At 64.9% G+C, this 15,998-nt stretch carries 14 protein-coding genes; 7 read left to right on the top strand and 7 right to left on the bottom strand.

The genetic code is table 11. The features are described from left to right. Window positions 1-156 precede the first annotated feature (156 nt). Window positions 157-1,296, top strand: a complete 1,140-nt coding sequence (locus tag ACFOSU_RS06450; protein ID WP_380687642.1) for a GGDEF domain-containing protein — start codon at window positions 157-159, stop codon at window positions 1,294-1,296. Window positions 1,297-1,379: 83 nt separating this feature from the next. Then, complete coding sequence (locus ACFOSU_RS06445; protein ID WP_380687640.1) at window positions 1,380-2,273, top strand: dihydrodipicolinate synthase family protein; 894 nt, start codon at window positions 1,380-1,382, stop codon at window positions 2,271-2,273. Between the two features lie 16 nt (window positions 2,274-2,289). On the opposite strand, the gene ACFOSU_RS06440 is transcribed toward ACFOSU_RS06445, so the two are convergent. From ACFOSU_RS06440 to ACFOSU_RS06425, 4 genes are all read right to left on the bottom strand, one after another. After that, window positions 2,290-3,537, bottom strand: a complete 1,248-nt coding sequence (locus tag ACFOSU_RS06440; protein ID WP_380687638.1) for an MFS transporter — start codon at window positions 3,535-3,537, stop codon at window positions 2,290-2,292. Window positions 3,538-3,954: 417 nt separating this feature from the next. Then, window positions 3,955-5,385 carry an MATE family efflux transporter gene (locus tag ACFOSU_RS06435; RefSeq protein ID WP_380687636.1) on the bottom strand — a complete coding sequence of 477 codons (1,431 nt, stop codon included), beginning with the start codon at window positions 5,383-5,385 and terminating at the stop codon, window positions 3,955-3,957. Window positions 5,386-5,637: 252 nt separating this feature from the next. Then, window positions 5,638-7,050 (bottom strand): amidase, encoded by a 1,413-nt coding sequence (locus ACFOSU_RS06430; protein ID WP_380687633.1) that lies wholly within the window; start codon window positions 7,048-7,050, stop codon window positions 5,638-5,640. Window positions 7,051-7,263: 213 nt separating this feature from the next. Continuing rightward, window positions 7,264-8,034, bottom strand: a complete 771-nt coding sequence (locus tag ACFOSU_RS06425; protein ID WP_380687631.1) for a PEP-CTERM sorting domain-containing protein — start codon at window positions 8,032-8,034, stop codon at window positions 7,264-7,266. 357 nt (window positions 8,035-8,391) lie between these two features. On the opposite strand from ACFOSU_RS06425, the gene ACFOSU_RS06420 reads away from it, so the two are divergent. Both ACFOSU_RS06420 and ACFOSU_RS06415 read left to right on the top strand, forming a co-directional pair. Then, the gene (locus ACFOSU_RS06420) at window positions 8,392-9,309 is read left to right on the top strand and encodes an alpha/beta fold hydrolase (protein WP_380687629.1); all 918 of its coding nucleotides are present in this window, start codon (window positions 8,392-8,394) and stop codon (window positions 9,307-9,309) included. After that, window positions 9,306-9,566 carry a RidA family protein gene (locus ACFOSU_RS06415; RefSeq protein ID WP_380689190.1) on the top strand — a complete coding sequence of 87 codons (261 nt, stop codon included), beginning with the start codon at window positions 9,306-9,308 and terminating at the stop codon, window positions 9,564-9,566. The genes ACFOSU_RS06420 and ACFOSU_RS06415 overlap by 4 nt, the downstream gene beginning before the upstream one ends. Window positions 9,567-9,622: 56 nt before the next feature. Here the strand turns inward: ACFOSU_RS06415 and ACFOSU_RS06410 are convergent, their stop codons facing one another. Together ACFOSU_RS06410 and ACFOSU_RS06405 are read right to left on the bottom strand one after the other, a co-directional pair. Then, complete coding sequence (locus ACFOSU_RS06410) at window positions 9,623-10,711, bottom strand: threonine aldolase family protein (protein WP_380687623.1); 1,089 nt, start codon at window positions 10,709-10,711, stop codon at window positions 9,623-9,625. A gap of 167 nt (window positions 10,712-10,878) precedes the next feature. After that, on the bottom strand, window positions 10,879-11,787 hold the full coding sequence (locus ACFOSU_RS06405) for a LysR family transcriptional regulator (protein WP_380687621.1): 909 nt from the start codon (window positions 11,785-11,787) through the stop codon (window positions 10,879-10,881). A 159-nt stretch (window positions 11,788-11,946) separates the two neighbouring features. On the opposite strand from ACFOSU_RS06405, the gene ACFOSU_RS06400 reads away from it, so the two are divergent. Further along, window positions 11,947-13,032, top strand: a complete 1,086-nt coding sequence (locus tag ACFOSU_RS06400; RefSeq protein WP_380687619.1) for a tartrate dehydrogenase — start codon at window positions 11,947-11,949, stop codon at window positions 13,030-13,032. 96 nt (window positions 13,033-13,128) lie between these two features. Next, a complete protein-coding gene (locus ACFOSU_RS06395; protein ID WP_380687617.1) occupies window positions 13,129-14,400 on the top strand; it encodes an SLC13 family permease in 1,272 nt (423 codons plus the stop codon). A gap of 157 nt (window positions 14,401-14,557) precedes the next feature. Here ACFOSU_RS06395 and ACFOSU_RS06390 read toward each other — a convergent pair whose 3' ends face one another. Continuing rightward, window positions 14,558-15,310: an SDR family NAD(P)-dependent oxidoreductase gene (locus ACFOSU_RS06390; protein WP_380687615.1), complete on the bottom strand. Its 753-nt coding sequence runs from the start codon at window positions 15,308-15,310 to the stop codon at window positions 14,558-14,560. 207 nt (window positions 15,311-15,517) lie between these two features. Between ACFOSU_RS06390 and ACFOSU_RS06385 the strand changes: the two genes are divergently transcribed. Beyond that, window positions 15,518-15,868 carry a hypothetical protein gene (locus tag ACFOSU_RS06385; RefSeq protein ID WP_380687613.1) on the top strand — a complete coding sequence of 117 codons (351 nt, stop codon included), beginning with the start codon at window positions 15,518-15,520 and terminating at the stop codon, window positions 15,866-15,868. Window positions 15,869-15,998: the final 130 nt, after the last annotated feature.

Raw genomic sequence — 15,998 nt, 5'->3', positions numbered from 1 at the left:
TGTGTAGCGACGGGCGCGATTGCCGATGGTTATCAGTGGCGGCGAAGCTGGGCCCTCGTGCGAGCTGTCATTCAAAACTGTAATTATCCGACCTGTCGAATTACTATCGAGCACAATGATGTTGTTCATGAACCGAGCAGTAGTCGGCCTTCCTCGATGAGGCGTGCCGGCAAAAGTGCCTGGCGCCTGCTGTTCCAGCGGGCTCGTGAAAGTGAGCATTACGCCGATAGCGGGACCGAGGCAGGCCGCGAGCAGCGTTTCTGGCTGGCCATGCTCTATGGCGCCATGGCCGGTTATCTGACGACGCTGACGGTTGTGTATGTCTATACGCGGCTCACCCTGGATGAGTCCAACCGCGGCTGGATCAATGTGGTCCTGGTTGCCGCGCTGCTCTTTACGATAGGCTTCTATCTGCTGCGACATCGCATCGTGACGATGCGCCATCGACTGACCTATCTGGTGACCGCGGATATTCTCGCGGCCCTGTTCATTCTAAGTATCAGCGGGCTCGATGGCGGCATGGGCAGCCCGATGGCCTGTCTGTTGATGCTGCCAGTCGTCTATCTGGCCATTGGCTACCCGCGGCCAGCTGTTCTGACCTGTGGCGTGGTGATCATCGGCGGCGCGGCCGCGTTGACGCTTGTCACCCGGGACAGCTCGAGCGTACTCACGGCCATGTTCAACATGATTGCGCTTTCGCTCGGGCTGTTGCTCGCGGTGATCGGGGCCACCGCGCGTGACTGGGAGCGCAACGAAATCCGCTCTCTGCGCGAGCGCCTGGAAGTGCTGGCCACGACCGACGAACTCACGGGCTGCCTCAACCAGCGTGCCTTCACCGACGCGCTGGAGCGCGAGATCGATCGCGCCAACCAGCAGGGCAGTCCGCTGGCGCTGCTGGTCATCGATATCGATCATTTCAAGCAGATCAACGACCACCATGGGCACGTGGACGGCGACGCGGTCTTGCATCGACTGGGCGCGCTGCTCATGCAGATGACCGATGTGCATTCGATCGCCGGGCGCCCCGGCGGCGACGAACTGGCAGTGCTCGCCCCGGGCATCGAGGCGGGCGACGCCAGCGCGCTTGCCGAGCGTATTCGCCTGGCCTTCCGGGCGGTCGCCGAACCGGTACAGTCGACCGTCAGTATCGGGGTGGGCGCACTGCTTGCGGGCGAGGAGCGAGCCTCGACCCTGTTCCGGCGCGCGGACAACGCGCTCTATCTGGCCAAGGAGCAGGGGCGTGACCGGGTGGCAGTGGCCGCGCTGCCAGAGGGTGAGTTGGCCTGCCAGGCATGAGAAGCGCGCCGGCGCATTCCGAGCGTCGCCTGTAGAATTCGTGGCCTGGCAGCTGACTCCCGGCTCCTGCGTTGGAGAAAATGATGGACTTGTTTCGAGGGCTGTCGGCGTTTCCGATCACGCCCTGTGATGCGGCGGGGCAGGTGGACGTCGATGCGCTGCAGCGGCTGCTGTCGCGTCTGGTCGATGCGGGCGTGGACTCGATCGGCCTGCTCGGCAGCACGGGTTCCTATCCCTATCTCACGCGGCCGGCGCGTGGTCGCGCGATCGAGGCGGCGGTGGAAATCACGCGTGGCCGCGTGCCGCTTCTGGTGGGTATCGGCGCGCTTAGAACCGATGACGCCGTGCGTCTGGCAGTCGATGCGAGGGAAGCGGGCGCCGATGCGCTGCTGCTCGCGCCGGTGTCCTATATTCCGTTGCTCGAGGACGAGGTCTTCGCGCATTTCGCGACGGTGGCCGCCGCGACCGATCTACCGCTGTGCGTCTACAACAACCCCGGTACGACGGGCTTCACCTTCAGCCCGAGTCTGCTGGGTAGACTGAGTCGCCTGCCGAATATCGTCGCAGCCAAGAACCCGTCGGCCCCCACCGAGGAGATGGCGGCGCGCCACGGGGCGCTTGCCGACGCCGCCGCGGCTGGTTTTTCGCTGGGTTACAGCGTGGACTGGCACGCCAACGAGGCGCTCATCGCCGGTGGCACGACCTGGTATTCGGTGGCGGCCGGGCTGTTTCCCGAGCCCTGCCTGGGTATCGTGCGCGCCGTTCAGGCCGGTGAGCATGAACAGGCCCGTCAGATGAATCTCGCGCTGGAACCGCTCTGGAAACTGTTCAGGACATACAGCAGCTATCGGGTCGTCCACGCGGCCGCACAGGTGGTCGGCGTTACCGATACCGATCCGCCGCTGCCGATTCTGCCGTTGCCCGGCAATGTCCGCGACGAGATATCGCGAGTACTGGAACGTCTGAATCTGGACTGAGCCGGCTGTCCGGCACTCAGCCTTGCTGCTGCGAGGCAAGCGCCGGGTCGCTGTCCAGCATGCGACGGCCGAACAGGATGATCGACGCGCCGAGCATTGCCGAGGCCGCGGCGATCAGCCAGGCCCAGGTATAGGAACCGTGGGTCACCACCACCCCGAAGACCGCCGGCCCGATGACGCCGCCGGCGCGGGCGCCCACCGAGGTGATGCCGGTGGCGCGCGCGGCCTGGGTCGGATACCGCCGCACGACCGCCAGGTTGAACAGCCCGTTCCAGCCCCAGCCGGCCCCGAAGGCGAGCATGATGCCGGGTATGAGCAGCGCCGGGACGGTCAGCGTCGAAGCCGCGAGCATCAGATAGGCGATCGCGCCCAAGCCCAGCATGCTGGCAACGACGACCAGATGCGGCGATCGGCTGCGATCGGCATGGATGCCGATACCCACGCGCACGACTGCCGCGCAGCAGCCGCCGAGGCCGGCGACCAAGCCCGCCGTGCCGTGGCCGAGATTGGCGGCAACCACGGCGGTGACCGCGAACGCCGACAGCGCGCTCGCCGCGGCCACCCCAAGTCCGAAGCCCACGGCCAGCAGCACGAGGCTGTTCACACCGCTGCGGCCGAGCTGTTTGACGGTCGGCGGATGGGCGCGATATTCGGCCAGTGAACTGCGCGACGGTGGTAGCGCCATGCTCGTCGCAAATGCGATGACCGCCGCGATGATGAAGCCCCAGCGCCAGCCGATGGTGAGCGCGATGGCGGGCACCGACAGGCCGGCGATGAGCACCGCGATCGGCACGGCCGCCTGCTTGATGCCCAGGGCAAAGCCCTGATGGGCGGACGGTATGCGGCGGACGATGAACAGATTGGTGGCGGGTTGCACCCCGGCGCTCACCGCGCCCGCCAGGGCGATCACGATCAGCAGGCAGGGGAAGTTCGGCGCCGCGCCGGCCAGGATCAGCAGCATGCCCATGAGCGCGCAGCCCCAGCGCATGGCGCGCAACGAGCCGATGGCTTCGACCAGTCGGCTCAGCGGGATGGAGGTGAGTGCGGCGCTCAGATAATAGAGCGAGACGAGAAAGCCCAGGCTGGCGGCACCGAAGTCCAGGGAATCGCCGATCTGGAGTGCGAGCGCGGCGACCAGAAACACCGCCAGCGAAGAGAGGATAGAGCTCGCGACCGCGGCGAACAGGTCTGCGGGCGCCAGCCGATCCGGGTCTGCTGCCGCCGAGGGCGGAGCGGTTGGCGCGCCGGGATCCGGTTCCGTCATGGGGCTGACTCAGTCCTTTGCGCCGACCCTCGCAGGCACATGGCACATGGCAAATGGCAAATGGCAAATGGCCATTATATTTTATTTGCGCAATGCAGGCTTTCGGCCGTGTCCAGAGCCGCCCTTGTCCATGCGTAAAGTAGCGTAGGTCGGCTTAGCGCGCAGCGCGTAAGCCGACGCTAGCTCTGGATACTTTGAATTCGCGCAAGCAGATAAAAGTATCTCGCGCAGCGGCGCGGAAACCCCGGGCCGAATTGACGCAAAAACGCGTCCCGCTACCCAGCAATGAGTGATCGCAAAAGGCCGAGGCCGGAGCCCGACGAGTTTGCGACACGATCGAGAGGCACATGGTGTAAGGGGCGCGAAATAAGGAAGCACTCAAATCGCGTCGTCAAAAATCACCGACCTGTTTTGCCCCTACGGTCCCGACGCGGAAAAACGCTGCAAACGCGATATCCGGATCAGTCGCCAGCCGAGCAGGGCGGCGGCCACGCTCAGCCCCGCGATCAGGCCGATCCAGTAGCCGTAGACGCCGAGTCCTTCAAAGCCGCCCGAGATGCCGCGGCCCAGCAGATTGCCCAGGCCCATGCCGACGCCCCAGTAGGACAGCAGCGTGACCACCATGATAACGCGGGTGTCCTTGTAGCCGCGCAGCGCGCCGGCAATGCTCACCTGCAGCGCATCGGAGAACTGATACAGCGTAGCGATCAGCAGCAATTGCACGGCCAGCCGCTGGACCGCGGCATTGCTGGTATACAGCGATACGACATACGGGCCGGCAAGAATCAGGATCAGGTCGATGACGAACGCGGCCGCCAGTGCGCAGCCCACGCCGTTGTAGGCCACGAAGCGGGCGTGACGCAGCTTGCCCCTGCCCAGCGCCTGGCCCACGCGCACGGTCAGGGCCATGCCCAGCGACAACGGCAGCATGAACAGCACGGAGCTGAAATTCAGCGCCACGGTATGGGCAGCGATGACGATCTCGCCGTAGCCGGCCAGAAACAGCGCGATCACGGTGAACAGCGACACTTCGGCAAAGATGGCCACGCCCACCGGCAGGCCCAGGCGCAGCAGTTCGCCGATCAGCGACGGCGACGGCCACGAGAAACCGGCGCCGTAGCGGGCCCGTTTGTAAGCCGGCGCCAGCCGCGTATAAGTCAGTATGGCGAGGAACATGACCCACATGGAGATCGCGGTGGCGATGCCGCAACCGGCCGCGCCCATGGCGGGCAGCGCGCGTAGCGTCGCCGGCAGCTGCGGGCCGAACAGCGCGACCAGCCCATCGCCGCCGAAGATGAGCAGGTAATTGCAGACGACGTTGACCGCGAGCCCGAGCAATGCGAACTGCAACGAGGCACGGGTATGGCCCATGCCGTCGGAATAGAAACGCAGCGTCTCGTACAGGGCGATCGCGGGCAGGCCGATGGCCACGCCATCGAGATAGCGCACCGCCAGCGACGCGACGTCATCCGGCACCGACATGAACGCAAATACCTGCGCGGCGACGAAACGAATGCTTAACGCGCAGGCCAGGCCGAGCACGGCCGCCACCCAGAGCGCCTGGTGCACGGCCGGACGGATAGCGCCGAAACGCCGCGCGCCCACGTGCTGGGCCACGATCGGCGTGAGCCCCATGAGCGTGCCGATCATGAACAGCACCAGCGGCAGCCACAGGCTGGAACCCACCGACACCGCCGCCAGATCGCGCGCGCTGGCATGGCCGGTCATGGCGACGTCGACCGTGCCCATCGCCACCTGGGCGAGCTGCGCGCCCAGAATCGGCAGCGCCAACCAGATCAGGCGTGCGCCTTCGATCCGGCTGAGCTTGGCGTGTCGGGAAAAAGACAAAACGGGCAGCCTTGGCAATACGTGGTTCAACCGTCTGCCCGCTCAATGCCGGTGTTGCAAACGGGCTCGACCGGCCGGCGTGTGGCCGGGCGGCCCGGGCGGGTAACGAGTCCACCAGGCGGCGGGCAGGGCCGCGATTCTAGCGCGGATGGCTCGGAACGTCGTCAGGGCCGGATAGACGCCGGGTTTGGCCGGTTCCGGGCAAGGTTGTCTCGGACGGGATCGACCGGTTCATATCCCGTCGTGTCGCGATCAATCGGCCAGAAAAGACTCCAGCGACGGCGCGTGGCGCGGGCCGAGAATATGTTGCAGTGTCGCGGCAATCGCCACGGCATGGGCGTCCCTGTCCGGGGCACACAGCAGCTGCAGGCCGGCGGGCAGAGCGTCGACGCGAGTCAACGGAATATTGGCGCCGCACAGGCCGAAGATATTGCCGGGCTGGCTGCAGCGGGTCACGCCTCGGGACAGGCGGGTGCCGTCCTCCGGGTCGGTGAAGTCGGCGACCGGCAGCGGGGGGACGGCACAGGTGGGGCTGATCCAGCCGTCCACGGTTCGCAGACGCTCACGCATCACGGCGCATAGCGCCTGCTGGCGGCGGAGGGCGCGTATGTATTCGTCTGCCGTGATATCGAGCGCCGCAGCAATGCGGGCGGCCACCACGGGGTCCATATCCGCGCGGTGCGCCTCGAAGCGCTCGCGGCCCAGTGTCGCCAGTACTTCGGTGCCCAGAATGGCGGGTATGAGCTGCTCGCGTTCTTCAGCCTCGGGCAGGGGGACGTCTTCGATCGTAATGCCGGCGGCCTGCAACTGCGCGACCGCGGTCTCGAAGGCCGCATGAACATCGGGATCGATCTGTTCATCCATGTAACCGCGTATGCGGCCCAGCCGCAGTTGGCCGGGTTCGGGCGTCGGTCGGCTCGGATGGCTGCCGGGCGTCAGAGCCGCGAGCGCGACGGCCGCGTCGTCGGCGTCGCGGGTGAGCAGGCCGATGCTGTCCAGCGTGGTCGACAAGGGGAACACGCCTTGCGTGGGCCAGAGTCCGACCGTGGTCTTCAAGCCGAAGATGCCGCACATGGCCGCGGGCACGCGCACCGAGCCGCCGGTATCGGTGCCGATGGCGAAGGCACACAGTCCGGCCGCGACAGCGACCGCCGAGCCGCTGCTCGAGCCGCCCGGAAGCCGATGGATCTGCGCGTCCCAGGGGTTCCACGGCGTGCCTCGAACGCTGTTGATGCCGGCCGCGCCGAACGCGCATTCAACCGTTTTTGTCACGCCCAGTATCACGCAGCCGGCGCGCTTGAGGGTTTGCACGAACGGGCCTTCGTCACCGATCACGTCGCCCAGCGGCATGCGCGAGCCGGCGGTCACCGGCATGCCGTTAATGGCGAACAGGTCCTTGACCGCAATCGGCACGCCCATGAGCGGGCCGAGATCGACGCCGCTGGCGAGCAGGGCATCCATGGCGCGGGCCTGATGTATCGCGGCATCGGCCGCGACGTATTCGAATGCACCCAGTCGGGCGTCGAGTGCTTCGATGCGTGCCAGGCAGGCACGGGTGACGCTTTCGGCGCTCGTCTGGCCGGCGCGAAGCTGTCGCGCAAAACATTCCAGGCCGCCGTCGGCGAAAGGATCGGCAACCAGCGTGCGTGAATAATCTTCAGGCATCTCGAGGCGTGTTCGCGGGCTGAAGGATGCAGCCTAGCGTATTGCGCGTCGTGTTTGAGCCGGCTGTGTTTTAAACGAGCGAGGCGCGCTTGCCTTGTGGCAAATAAAAACGCGCCAGCCCCCGTGGACTGACGCGCCCGCACGTCACCTGTTTTCGATTATCGCGAGGGCGATGGCCAGGCGGCCCGTGCGCTTCGCGACATCGGTAATGATTCAGCTACGACGTTGGCGCATGCCGAACATCATCATCAGCAAAGCACCCAGACCGAGTATGGCCAGTGAGCCCGGTTCGGGCACGTCCTGGGCCGAGGCCGGCGAGAAGTTGTCGCCGAACGCCAAGTCGGTGAAACGGATCGTGGAGCCGCTGGCGCCGCGGGCACGCAGAGCCACATCGTTGAAGTCGAAATCGATGCCGGCGTTCTTGAAGATATCGCTGGAGCGCTGCTCGCCGTCGAAGGTCGCAAAGATCGTGCTATCGGCGGTCTTGCCCAGCACGACGTCGTGGCTTACCGCGTCACGAGGCGTGGTGTAGAACAGATACTGTTCGTTTGTGCTGCGTTCGGCGCCAGTGCCATAGGTCGCAACGGCGGTCTGTGTGGCGCCGAACAGCGAGCCGGCCGCGATGCGCGGCTGACCGGTTGCGGTTTCATCCTGAATGGCGAAATCGATGTTCTGGCCGGCGATGCCCGTGTCCAGAAACGAGAACGAGATGAACGGTGTGCCGTTGGCGTTGATGGGGGACGGGCCGTTGCCGCCGCCCGGCAGACGGTTCACATGTACGCCGAAGGCGGCGTCGCTGTCGGGCGTGAGCAGCAGATCGTCGTTGCTGTCGACCACGGCGGTGCCGTTGCCCTGGGTTTCGAACGAGACGCCTTTCCAGTTGATCATGGCGCCGAAAGCGCTGCCGGATCCGACGACGAGCGTCAGGGCGGTCACGGTTGCTGCCGCGGCGCGCGTCAAAGACGCGTAGCGATATTCAGACATTGAGGTCCCCTTGAATTTTATTGGTAAGAACAGCCCCGCACGGGCCGTGCTCTTGTATCGATTTGTCTGGTGCGCCTGGTCTTCTCGTGGCTTTTTTAAGCGTCCGGTGGTCCGGGTTATGTTCTTGCCTGTGCCGCTGAGTTGACTAGAGCGCCGATGAAACGTCTGCGTGCGTATGCCGGGTGGTTCACATCATTCGTCGTGCCTCGGCATTGCCATCGAGTTAGCATTTTTCGTGCCGGGAAAAATAGTTATTTGTTTTCATTTTGTTGCGCTTTTTCGGACTGTTGTGACCGCATTAGCTGTAATTTTTTCCGGCAGTAGGACAGTTCGGATTCGGACGTTTATGCTTGCCGCATGATCAGACCGATTCATGCCGGCGTGCTCGACGTGGCCTATCGCGAGGCAGGCGTGCCGGCGGGCGTACCCGTGATTCTGCTGCACGGCTTTCCGTACGACGTGCATGCCTATGACGACGCCGAGCGCGAACTGGCGGCCGCCGGTTGTCGCGTATTGACGCCCTACCTGCGTGGTTACGGGCCGACGCGGTTCCGCTCGCCGGATACGCCGCGCTCGGGCCAGCAGGCCGCCCTGGCCCATGACCTGCTGGCATTCATGGACGCGCTGGCCCTGCCCAGAGCTGTACTGGCCGGGTTCGACTGGGGCGGCCGGGCGGCCTGCATCGTGGCGGCCCTGTGGCCGCACCGCGTGTCGGGTCTGGTGTCCTGCGGCGGTTATAACATTCAGAACATTGCTGCGGCGGGGCGACCGCAGGCGCCAGCGCATGAATACCAGTACTGGTATCAATACTATTTTCATTCCGAGCGTGGCCGGCTGGGTCTGTCTGAAAACCGTGCCGAGTTCTGCCGCCTGCTCTGGACACTGTGGTCGCCCACCTGGGATTTCGACGACGCTCTCTACGCGCAGACGGCGGCGGCGTTCGAGAATCCGGATTTCGTTGACGTCGTCATCCACTCCTATCGACACCGGTTCGGTCTGGTGGCGGGCGATCCGGCCTTGGAAGACAGCGAGCGTCTGCTGGCAAACCAGCCGGATATTTCCGTGCCCAGCATCGTGCTCGACGGTGGCGCGGACGGTATTCCGGCTCTGGGTTCGCCGGCAGAACATGCCCGTCATTTCACTGGTTTCTTCGAACGGCGGCTGCTGGAGAATGTGGGTCATAATCCGCCGCAGGAGGCGCCGGTGGCGTTTGCCGACGCCGTGCTCGGCGTGATCGCGGCGGCAGGGCAAAAGCCGGAACCGGGGCCGGCCTGAGATACCCCGCGCGAGCGCTTCTGTTCTCTGCCGATGTCGACTGCAGCCGCAGCGCGTGCGGTTTCAAACACGTGGTTCAGAGCCGGGTGTTCGTCACCAACATGGGCCACTTCGACGAGGTGAACGGCGTGTATGCCAGCTACTTCGAAGACCCGTTGCCCACGCGTACCTGTGTCGGCGTGACCGGGCTCGCCGGGGGTGCCGACGTCGAGGTGGATATGATCGCCTGGATTCCGCCTCGCGCAGCCGCGTCCTGATGGTTCGAAGTCCGTCGCGTCGGTAAACAGGGACCGAGCATGTGCGCCCGGTCGGCTCAGCTGCGCAACGCCTGGCGTAGATCCTCGATCAGCGAATCGATGAGAGCCGGCGTGGTGTTCCAGCTGCACACGAAGCGCGCGCCGCCTTCGCCAATGAAGGTGTAGAACGTCCAGTGGCTGTCGCGCAGCGCCTGCTGGGTGGCGGGCGCGAGTTCCAGAAACACGCTGTTCGCCTGGACCGGGAACATGAGGCGCACGCCGTCGAGCGCTTCAACGCCGGCCGCCAGACGGCGGGCCATGGCGTTGGCGTGCTGCGCGTTGCTCAGCCAGGCGCCGCTCTCCAGCAACCCGAGCCAGGGCGCGGAGAGAAAGCGCATCTTCGATGCCAGTTGACCGGCCTGCTTGCAGCGGTAGCCGAAGTCCTCTGCCAGTTCGCGGTCGAAGAAGATGACGGCCTCGCCGAAGCCGAGCCCGTTCTTGGTGCCGGAAAAACACAGCACGTCCACGCCGGCGCGCCAGGTCAGATCCGCGGGCGAGGCATCGAGGCCGGCACAGGCGTTGGCGAAACGCGCGCCGTCCATATGGATGCGCAGACCGTGCTGGTCGGCGACGTCGTGAATCGCGTGCAGTTCGTCCAGCGCGTAGACAGTGCCGACTTCGGTAGCCTGGGTCAGCGAAACCGCCCTGGGCCGCGGATAGTGGATATCGCCCCGGCGCGTCACCGTGGTGGCGATGCGCTCCGGGGTGACGCGGCCGTTGTCGCCGGCGACCGTCAACAGTTTCGAGCCGTTGGAGAAGAACTCGGGCCCGCCGCATTCGTCGGTCTCGATATGGGCGAGCTGGTGGCAGATCACGCTGTGGTAAGACTGGCAGGTCGAGGCCAGCGCCAATGAGTTGGCAGCGGTGCCGTTGAAGACGAAAAAGACCTCGCAGTCGGTTTCGAACAGCTCGCGGAAACGATCACTCGCCTTCGCTGTCCAGCGATCGTTGCCGTAGGCCAGGTCGTCGACCTGATTCGCCTGCACCAGATACTCCATCGCCTCGGGGCAGATGCCGGAGGTGTTGTCGCTGGCGAGAAAGCGCGGCGCGCCAGGGTCGTCCACGGGCGTTGCGGACGACGTGGTGGTGGGCACGGAGTTGGGCATGGTGCGGTGTTTCTACCTGAAGCTGTAGACGTGATCACGTTATGACGATCGAGTACGGCGGGCAAGCCGCGATCAACGGCATTTTCGGTATTGCGGTCAGTATCGTGTGAAGAACACGACCGGCTCGAACCCACGCGGGTGATCGCCGCGGCCGGGTTGTCGCCGGCTCACGGATCCAGCGGCACCGGAGCTCTTTTGACGTACTCGTCGAAGAAGTCGATGAACGCTCGAACCCTGGGTGGCACGAACTGCTGATAGTGATAGACGGCGCTGATGTCGGCACTCGGCAACACGTAGTCGGCGAGCAGTTCTACCAGTTCGCCGCAGGCGATGTGGCGGGACACCTCCCACTCGGCGCGCTGGATCACGCCATGCCCCGCCAGCGCCCAGGCGACAATGCTTTCGCCGTCGTTGCAGGACAGGTTGCCGCTGACTCTGACCGCGATGTCACGGCCGGCATGTTCGAATTTCCAGATCGAGAAGGTGTCCTCGTTCTGGCGCAGGATCAGGCAGTTGTGTTCGGCGAGCTGGTCGGGGTGCGTGGGTGTGCCGTGGCGGGCGATATAGGCCGGCGCGGCACAGATCAGGCGGCGGTGAGAGACGAGCTTGCGCGCATGCAGGGTCGAATCCGGCAATTCGCCGAAGCGGATGCCGATATCGTAGGACGAGGCGACGAGATCGAGCGGATGATCCGATAGATGCATCTGTATTTCGACTTTCGGGTAGCGCGCGATGAATTCGGACACCATGGCGGCCATATACTTTCGTCCAAATCCGAGCGATGCATTGAGCCGCAGCAGGCCGTGAATATCACCGCTTTGCTGATTCAGGCGGTTCTCCAGCGCCTCGACGCTGTGCGCGATCTTGCGTGCCTCCTCGACATAGATCTCGCCGGCGGCGGTCAAGCTCATCGTCCGCGTGTTGCGGTTAAGTAACTGAACGCCCAGGCGTTTCTCGATGCCGGCCAAACGCTTGCTGGTCGCAGCCGCGCTGACATCCAGCTCGCGCGCCGCGGCGGACAGACTGCCTTTCTGGCAGAGCAGCACGAAGAATTCCAGATCTCGTAGCGCGTCCATATTCAACTTCCCGGTTGAAACTCAAATGAGCCGGCTGTCGTTGCCGCGCTCCGACTGTCCCCCTAGGCTCGGGTCGACTATAAATCCCGAAACCGGTCGCCAGCGCTTGGCCAAGGCTAGCGGCGGCGGCCCAGCATAGTGCGCCAGGAGCGTTTCATCATGAGAAAGCATCGCATCGCAGTCATCCCGGGCGACGGCATCGGCCTGGAGGTCATCGAGGCCGGCAAGAAAGTGCTCGAGGAACTGGCCGAGAAGAGCGGCGAGATCCAGTTCGATTTCAAGGATTTCGACTGGAGCTCGAAACGCTATCTGGAACAGGGCCACTATATTCCCGAGGGCGGCCTGGACGAGCTCAAGACCTTCGACGCCATCTATTTCGGCGCCGTGGGCAGCCAGGAAGTGCCCGATCACGTCTCGCTTTGGGATCTGCGCCTGGCCATCTGCCAGGGGTTCGATCAATACGCGAATGTGCGCCCGGCGCGGGTGCTGCCCGGCGTGACCAGCCGCCTGCAGGGCGCGGACAAGATCGACTGGGTGATCGTGCGCGAGAACAGCGAAGGCGAATACTCGGGCAACGGTGGGCGCGTGCATCAAGGCCTGCCCGACGAGATCGGCACCGAGGTGTCGATCTTCTCGCGCAAGGGCGTGGAGCGGATTCATCGCTTTGCCTTCGAACTGGCGATGACGCGCCCGCGCAAGAAACTGCTGCTGGTGACCAAATCCAACGCCCAGCGCCATGGCATGGTGCTGTGGGACCAGATCTTCTTCGAGGTCGCCCGGGATTTCCCGGAAGTCGAGATCCAGCGTGAACTGGTGGATGCGGTAACCACCCGCATGGTACTCAAGCCCGAGACCATGGACGTGATCGTGGCCACCAACCTGCACGCCGACATCATCTCCGATCTGGCCGCGGCCCTGAGCGGCAGCCTCGGCATCGCGCCGACCGCCAATCTCAATCCGGAACGCACCTTTCCATCGATGTTCGAGCCCATCCACGGTTCGGCCTTCGATATCGCCGGCCAGGGCATCGCCAACCCGATCGGTGCCTTCTGGACCGCGGTGATGATGCTCGAACACCTGGGCGAGGAGACCTCGGCCCGGCGCCTCATGGATGCCATCGAAGCCGTGACCCGTTCCGAGCTGCATGCCCGCGATCTGGGCGGCGCCGCCACCACCGCCGAGATTACCGACGCCGTCTGCCAGCACATCGACGAGCAGATGCGCGCGAAGACCGCCACCGGCTAGCGGCTGACCCCACCCCAGAAATAAAAGATCGCGAATCCGGCCCGTCGTCCGAACGACGGGTCGGTCGCGGCGTGCGCTGAAAAAGAGGAGAAACCGATGACACCTGCCATCCTGACGCTGGCGATCCTGCTGGTCGCCGTAGTCCTGTTCGTTACCGAAAAGATACCGCTGGCGGTGACCGCCATGCTGGTACTGATCAGCCTCGTGCTGAGCCATATTCTGACGCCGGAAGAAGCGTTTCAGGGCTTCGTCAACAAGAACGTGATCCTGTTCTGTGCCATGTTCGTGGTCGGCGGGGCGCTGTTCGAGACCGGCATGGCCAACCGCATCGGCGGGCTGGTCACCCATTTCGCCAAGACCGAACGCCAGCTGCTGGCCGGTGTGATGATCGTGGTGGCCTTGCTGTCCGGCTTTCTGTCCAACACCGGTACTGCCGCGGTGATGATTCCCGCGGTGCTCGGCATCGCCAGCCGCTCCGGCATCCGTCGTTCCAAGCTGTTGATGCCGCTGGCGTTCGCCTCGGCCATGGGTGGCAATCTGTCGCTCATCGGCGCGCCGGGCAATCTCATCGTCGACAGCACACTGGCGCAAATGGGCGATGGCGCCCATTTCGGGTTCTTCTCCTTCGCCCTGATCGGCCTGCCGATGATGATCGTCGCGCTGATCTATTTTCTGTCGGTGGGCTACAAGCTGCTGCCCGATCACGACGTGCCCGACGACGGCGCGTTCAGCGATCACGTGGTCGAATCGGCCCCCTGGAAACAGTACTTCGCGCTCGCGATTCTGGTTGCCACCGTGCTCGCCATGGTGTTCCAGAGCTTCATCGGCTTCGGCATGCACGTGATCGGCGTTGTCGGCGCGCTGCTGCTGATCCTGGTCGGCATCATGTCCGAGACCAAGGCCCTGCGGGCCATCGACGCGCGAGTCATTTTTCTGTTCGCCGGCATGTTGCCGATGGCGACCGCCATGCAGAAGACCGGGCTGGGCACGATGCTGGCCGAGAACGTGGTCGAGCAGCTCGGGCACGCGCCGTCGCCGCGGCTGTTGTTGAGCGTGCTGTTCGTGATCTCCGCGGGGTTGTCGCAGTTCATGTCCAACACCGCGACCACGGCCCTGCTGGCGCCGATCGGCGGCGCGATTGCCGTGGGCCTGGGGGCGGATCCGAGCGCGGTGCTCATGGCCATCGTCATCGGCGGTTCCTGCGCCTTCGCGACGCCGCTGGGCATGCCGGCGAACACCATGGTGCTGGGTCTGGGCGGCTACAGCTTCAATGACTATGTGAAGGCGGGACTGCCGCTGGTCGTGGTGGGTTATCTGGTCAGCGTGATTCTGCTGCCGATGATCTGGCCGTTCTACCCCAACGGGTGACTGCCGGGCATATCCGCAGGACGCCGAATCCGGAAGATAACGATGAAATCGGTCAGCTGTCCGTCTGCTTCACGCGTCGTGCGGCGACGGACTGGCGCGCGACAAAGCAGACGCGCAGCATCCGCCCATGAGCGGCGGGTCATGGGCGTGCGGACCGTCAGCGCAGCAGCTGTCCGCCGTCCACGGTCACGGTCTGCCCGGTGATCCACGACGCCAACGGCGACGCCAGGAACACCGCCGTGTTGGCGATTTCCTCGGGATGGCCGAAACGGCCGAAGGGAATACTGGCGCGGGTGTTCTCGTAGAGCGTCGGGTTGGCCGCCTTGCGCTGTTGCCAGAGACCGCCCGGGAAGTCGATCGAGCCGGGCGCGATGGCGTTCACGCGGATGCGTTGTGGTGCCAGTTCGGAGGCCTGCGACTGGGTGTACTGGATCAGCGCGGCCTTGATCGCGCCGTAGGCGGCGGTGCGCGCGGAGGCGGCCTGACCGGCGATCGAGGCGATATGAATGATGCTGCCCTGTTCGCTTTTCTCCAGCCACGGTCGGGCGGCCCGGGTGGCGCGGATGCTGCCGAGCAGATCCACGTTGATGCTCGCGGCCCAGCCTTCCTCGGTATCGCCGACGCCGAAGCCGGAGGCGTTGTTGACCAGGATATCGATGCCGCCGAGCGCGCTGGCGGCCGCGTCGATATAGCCTTCGATCGCCGCTGCATCGGCCACGTCGCACTGCGCGGCGTGAACGGTGGTGCCATGAGCGGCCAGTTGCTCGCGCGCGGTTTCCAGCGTATCGGCGCCGCGCCCGCAGATCGATACATGCGCGCCTTCGGCGGCGAGTGCGTCCGCGATCGCCAGGCCGATGCCGCGGCTACCGCCGGTGATCACTGCGCGGCGGCCGGCCAGATTGCTTTGCATGACGATCTTCACTGTAACGAGGATTGGATGTCGGGTGGGGCCCGAGGGTATCGCCGGATATTGCCTTATTCGTCGGCTGCAGAAAATCGCTGACGTGGGTCGGAAGTGAAAAAGCTGTACGTGGAAGCGCGGGCAACGTCGGATGTGACGGGGTTATACTGACAACTCGCGAATGCCGGCATCCCGTTGCCTATACCCGGAGTTCGAATGCGCGCGTTGCTTTGTTGTGGACTTGTTATCGTCCTGGCCGGCTGTGCCAGCCATCCGCGCGACCAGCGGCAGGCGGCGTACGAGGCCTACTGGAACTGCGCCTTCGCCGAGGCCCGGCCGTATATAGACGATCACCAGGTGTCGCCCAGTGCCGCGGCGATGCGCGCGCAGGCGCAGTGCAACGACTCCTATGCCCAATATCGGACGGTGAACTCAGACTATGTCCGGTCGGTGGTGCGCCCGGATGGTTATGAGATGGCGACTCGGCTCGCGGATCAGTCCGCGCTGCAGAAACGGCGGGACCTGACCCAGCGTCTGACCACCTGGGTGGCACAGGCGCGTCGTTGAACGACGCGCCATACGGCGCGTGCTGGACTCCCTTGCACGCGCCGTGCATCAGCGCTGCCGTTAAGCGACGTGCGCTGTCACTGACTCGAGCGGCGTCACTCGTGTTCGGAAAACGTCATCACCATGCGGG

It is taken from the genome of Salinisphaera aquimarina, assembly GCF_042643355.1.
Classification (GTDB): Bacteria; Pseudomonadota; Gammaproteobacteria; order Nevskiales; family Salinisphaeraceae; genus Salinisphaera; species Salinisphaera aquimarina.
Note: the sequence above shows the minus strand (reverse complement) of the source record. Positions and strands in the feature narration are given on the sequence as shown.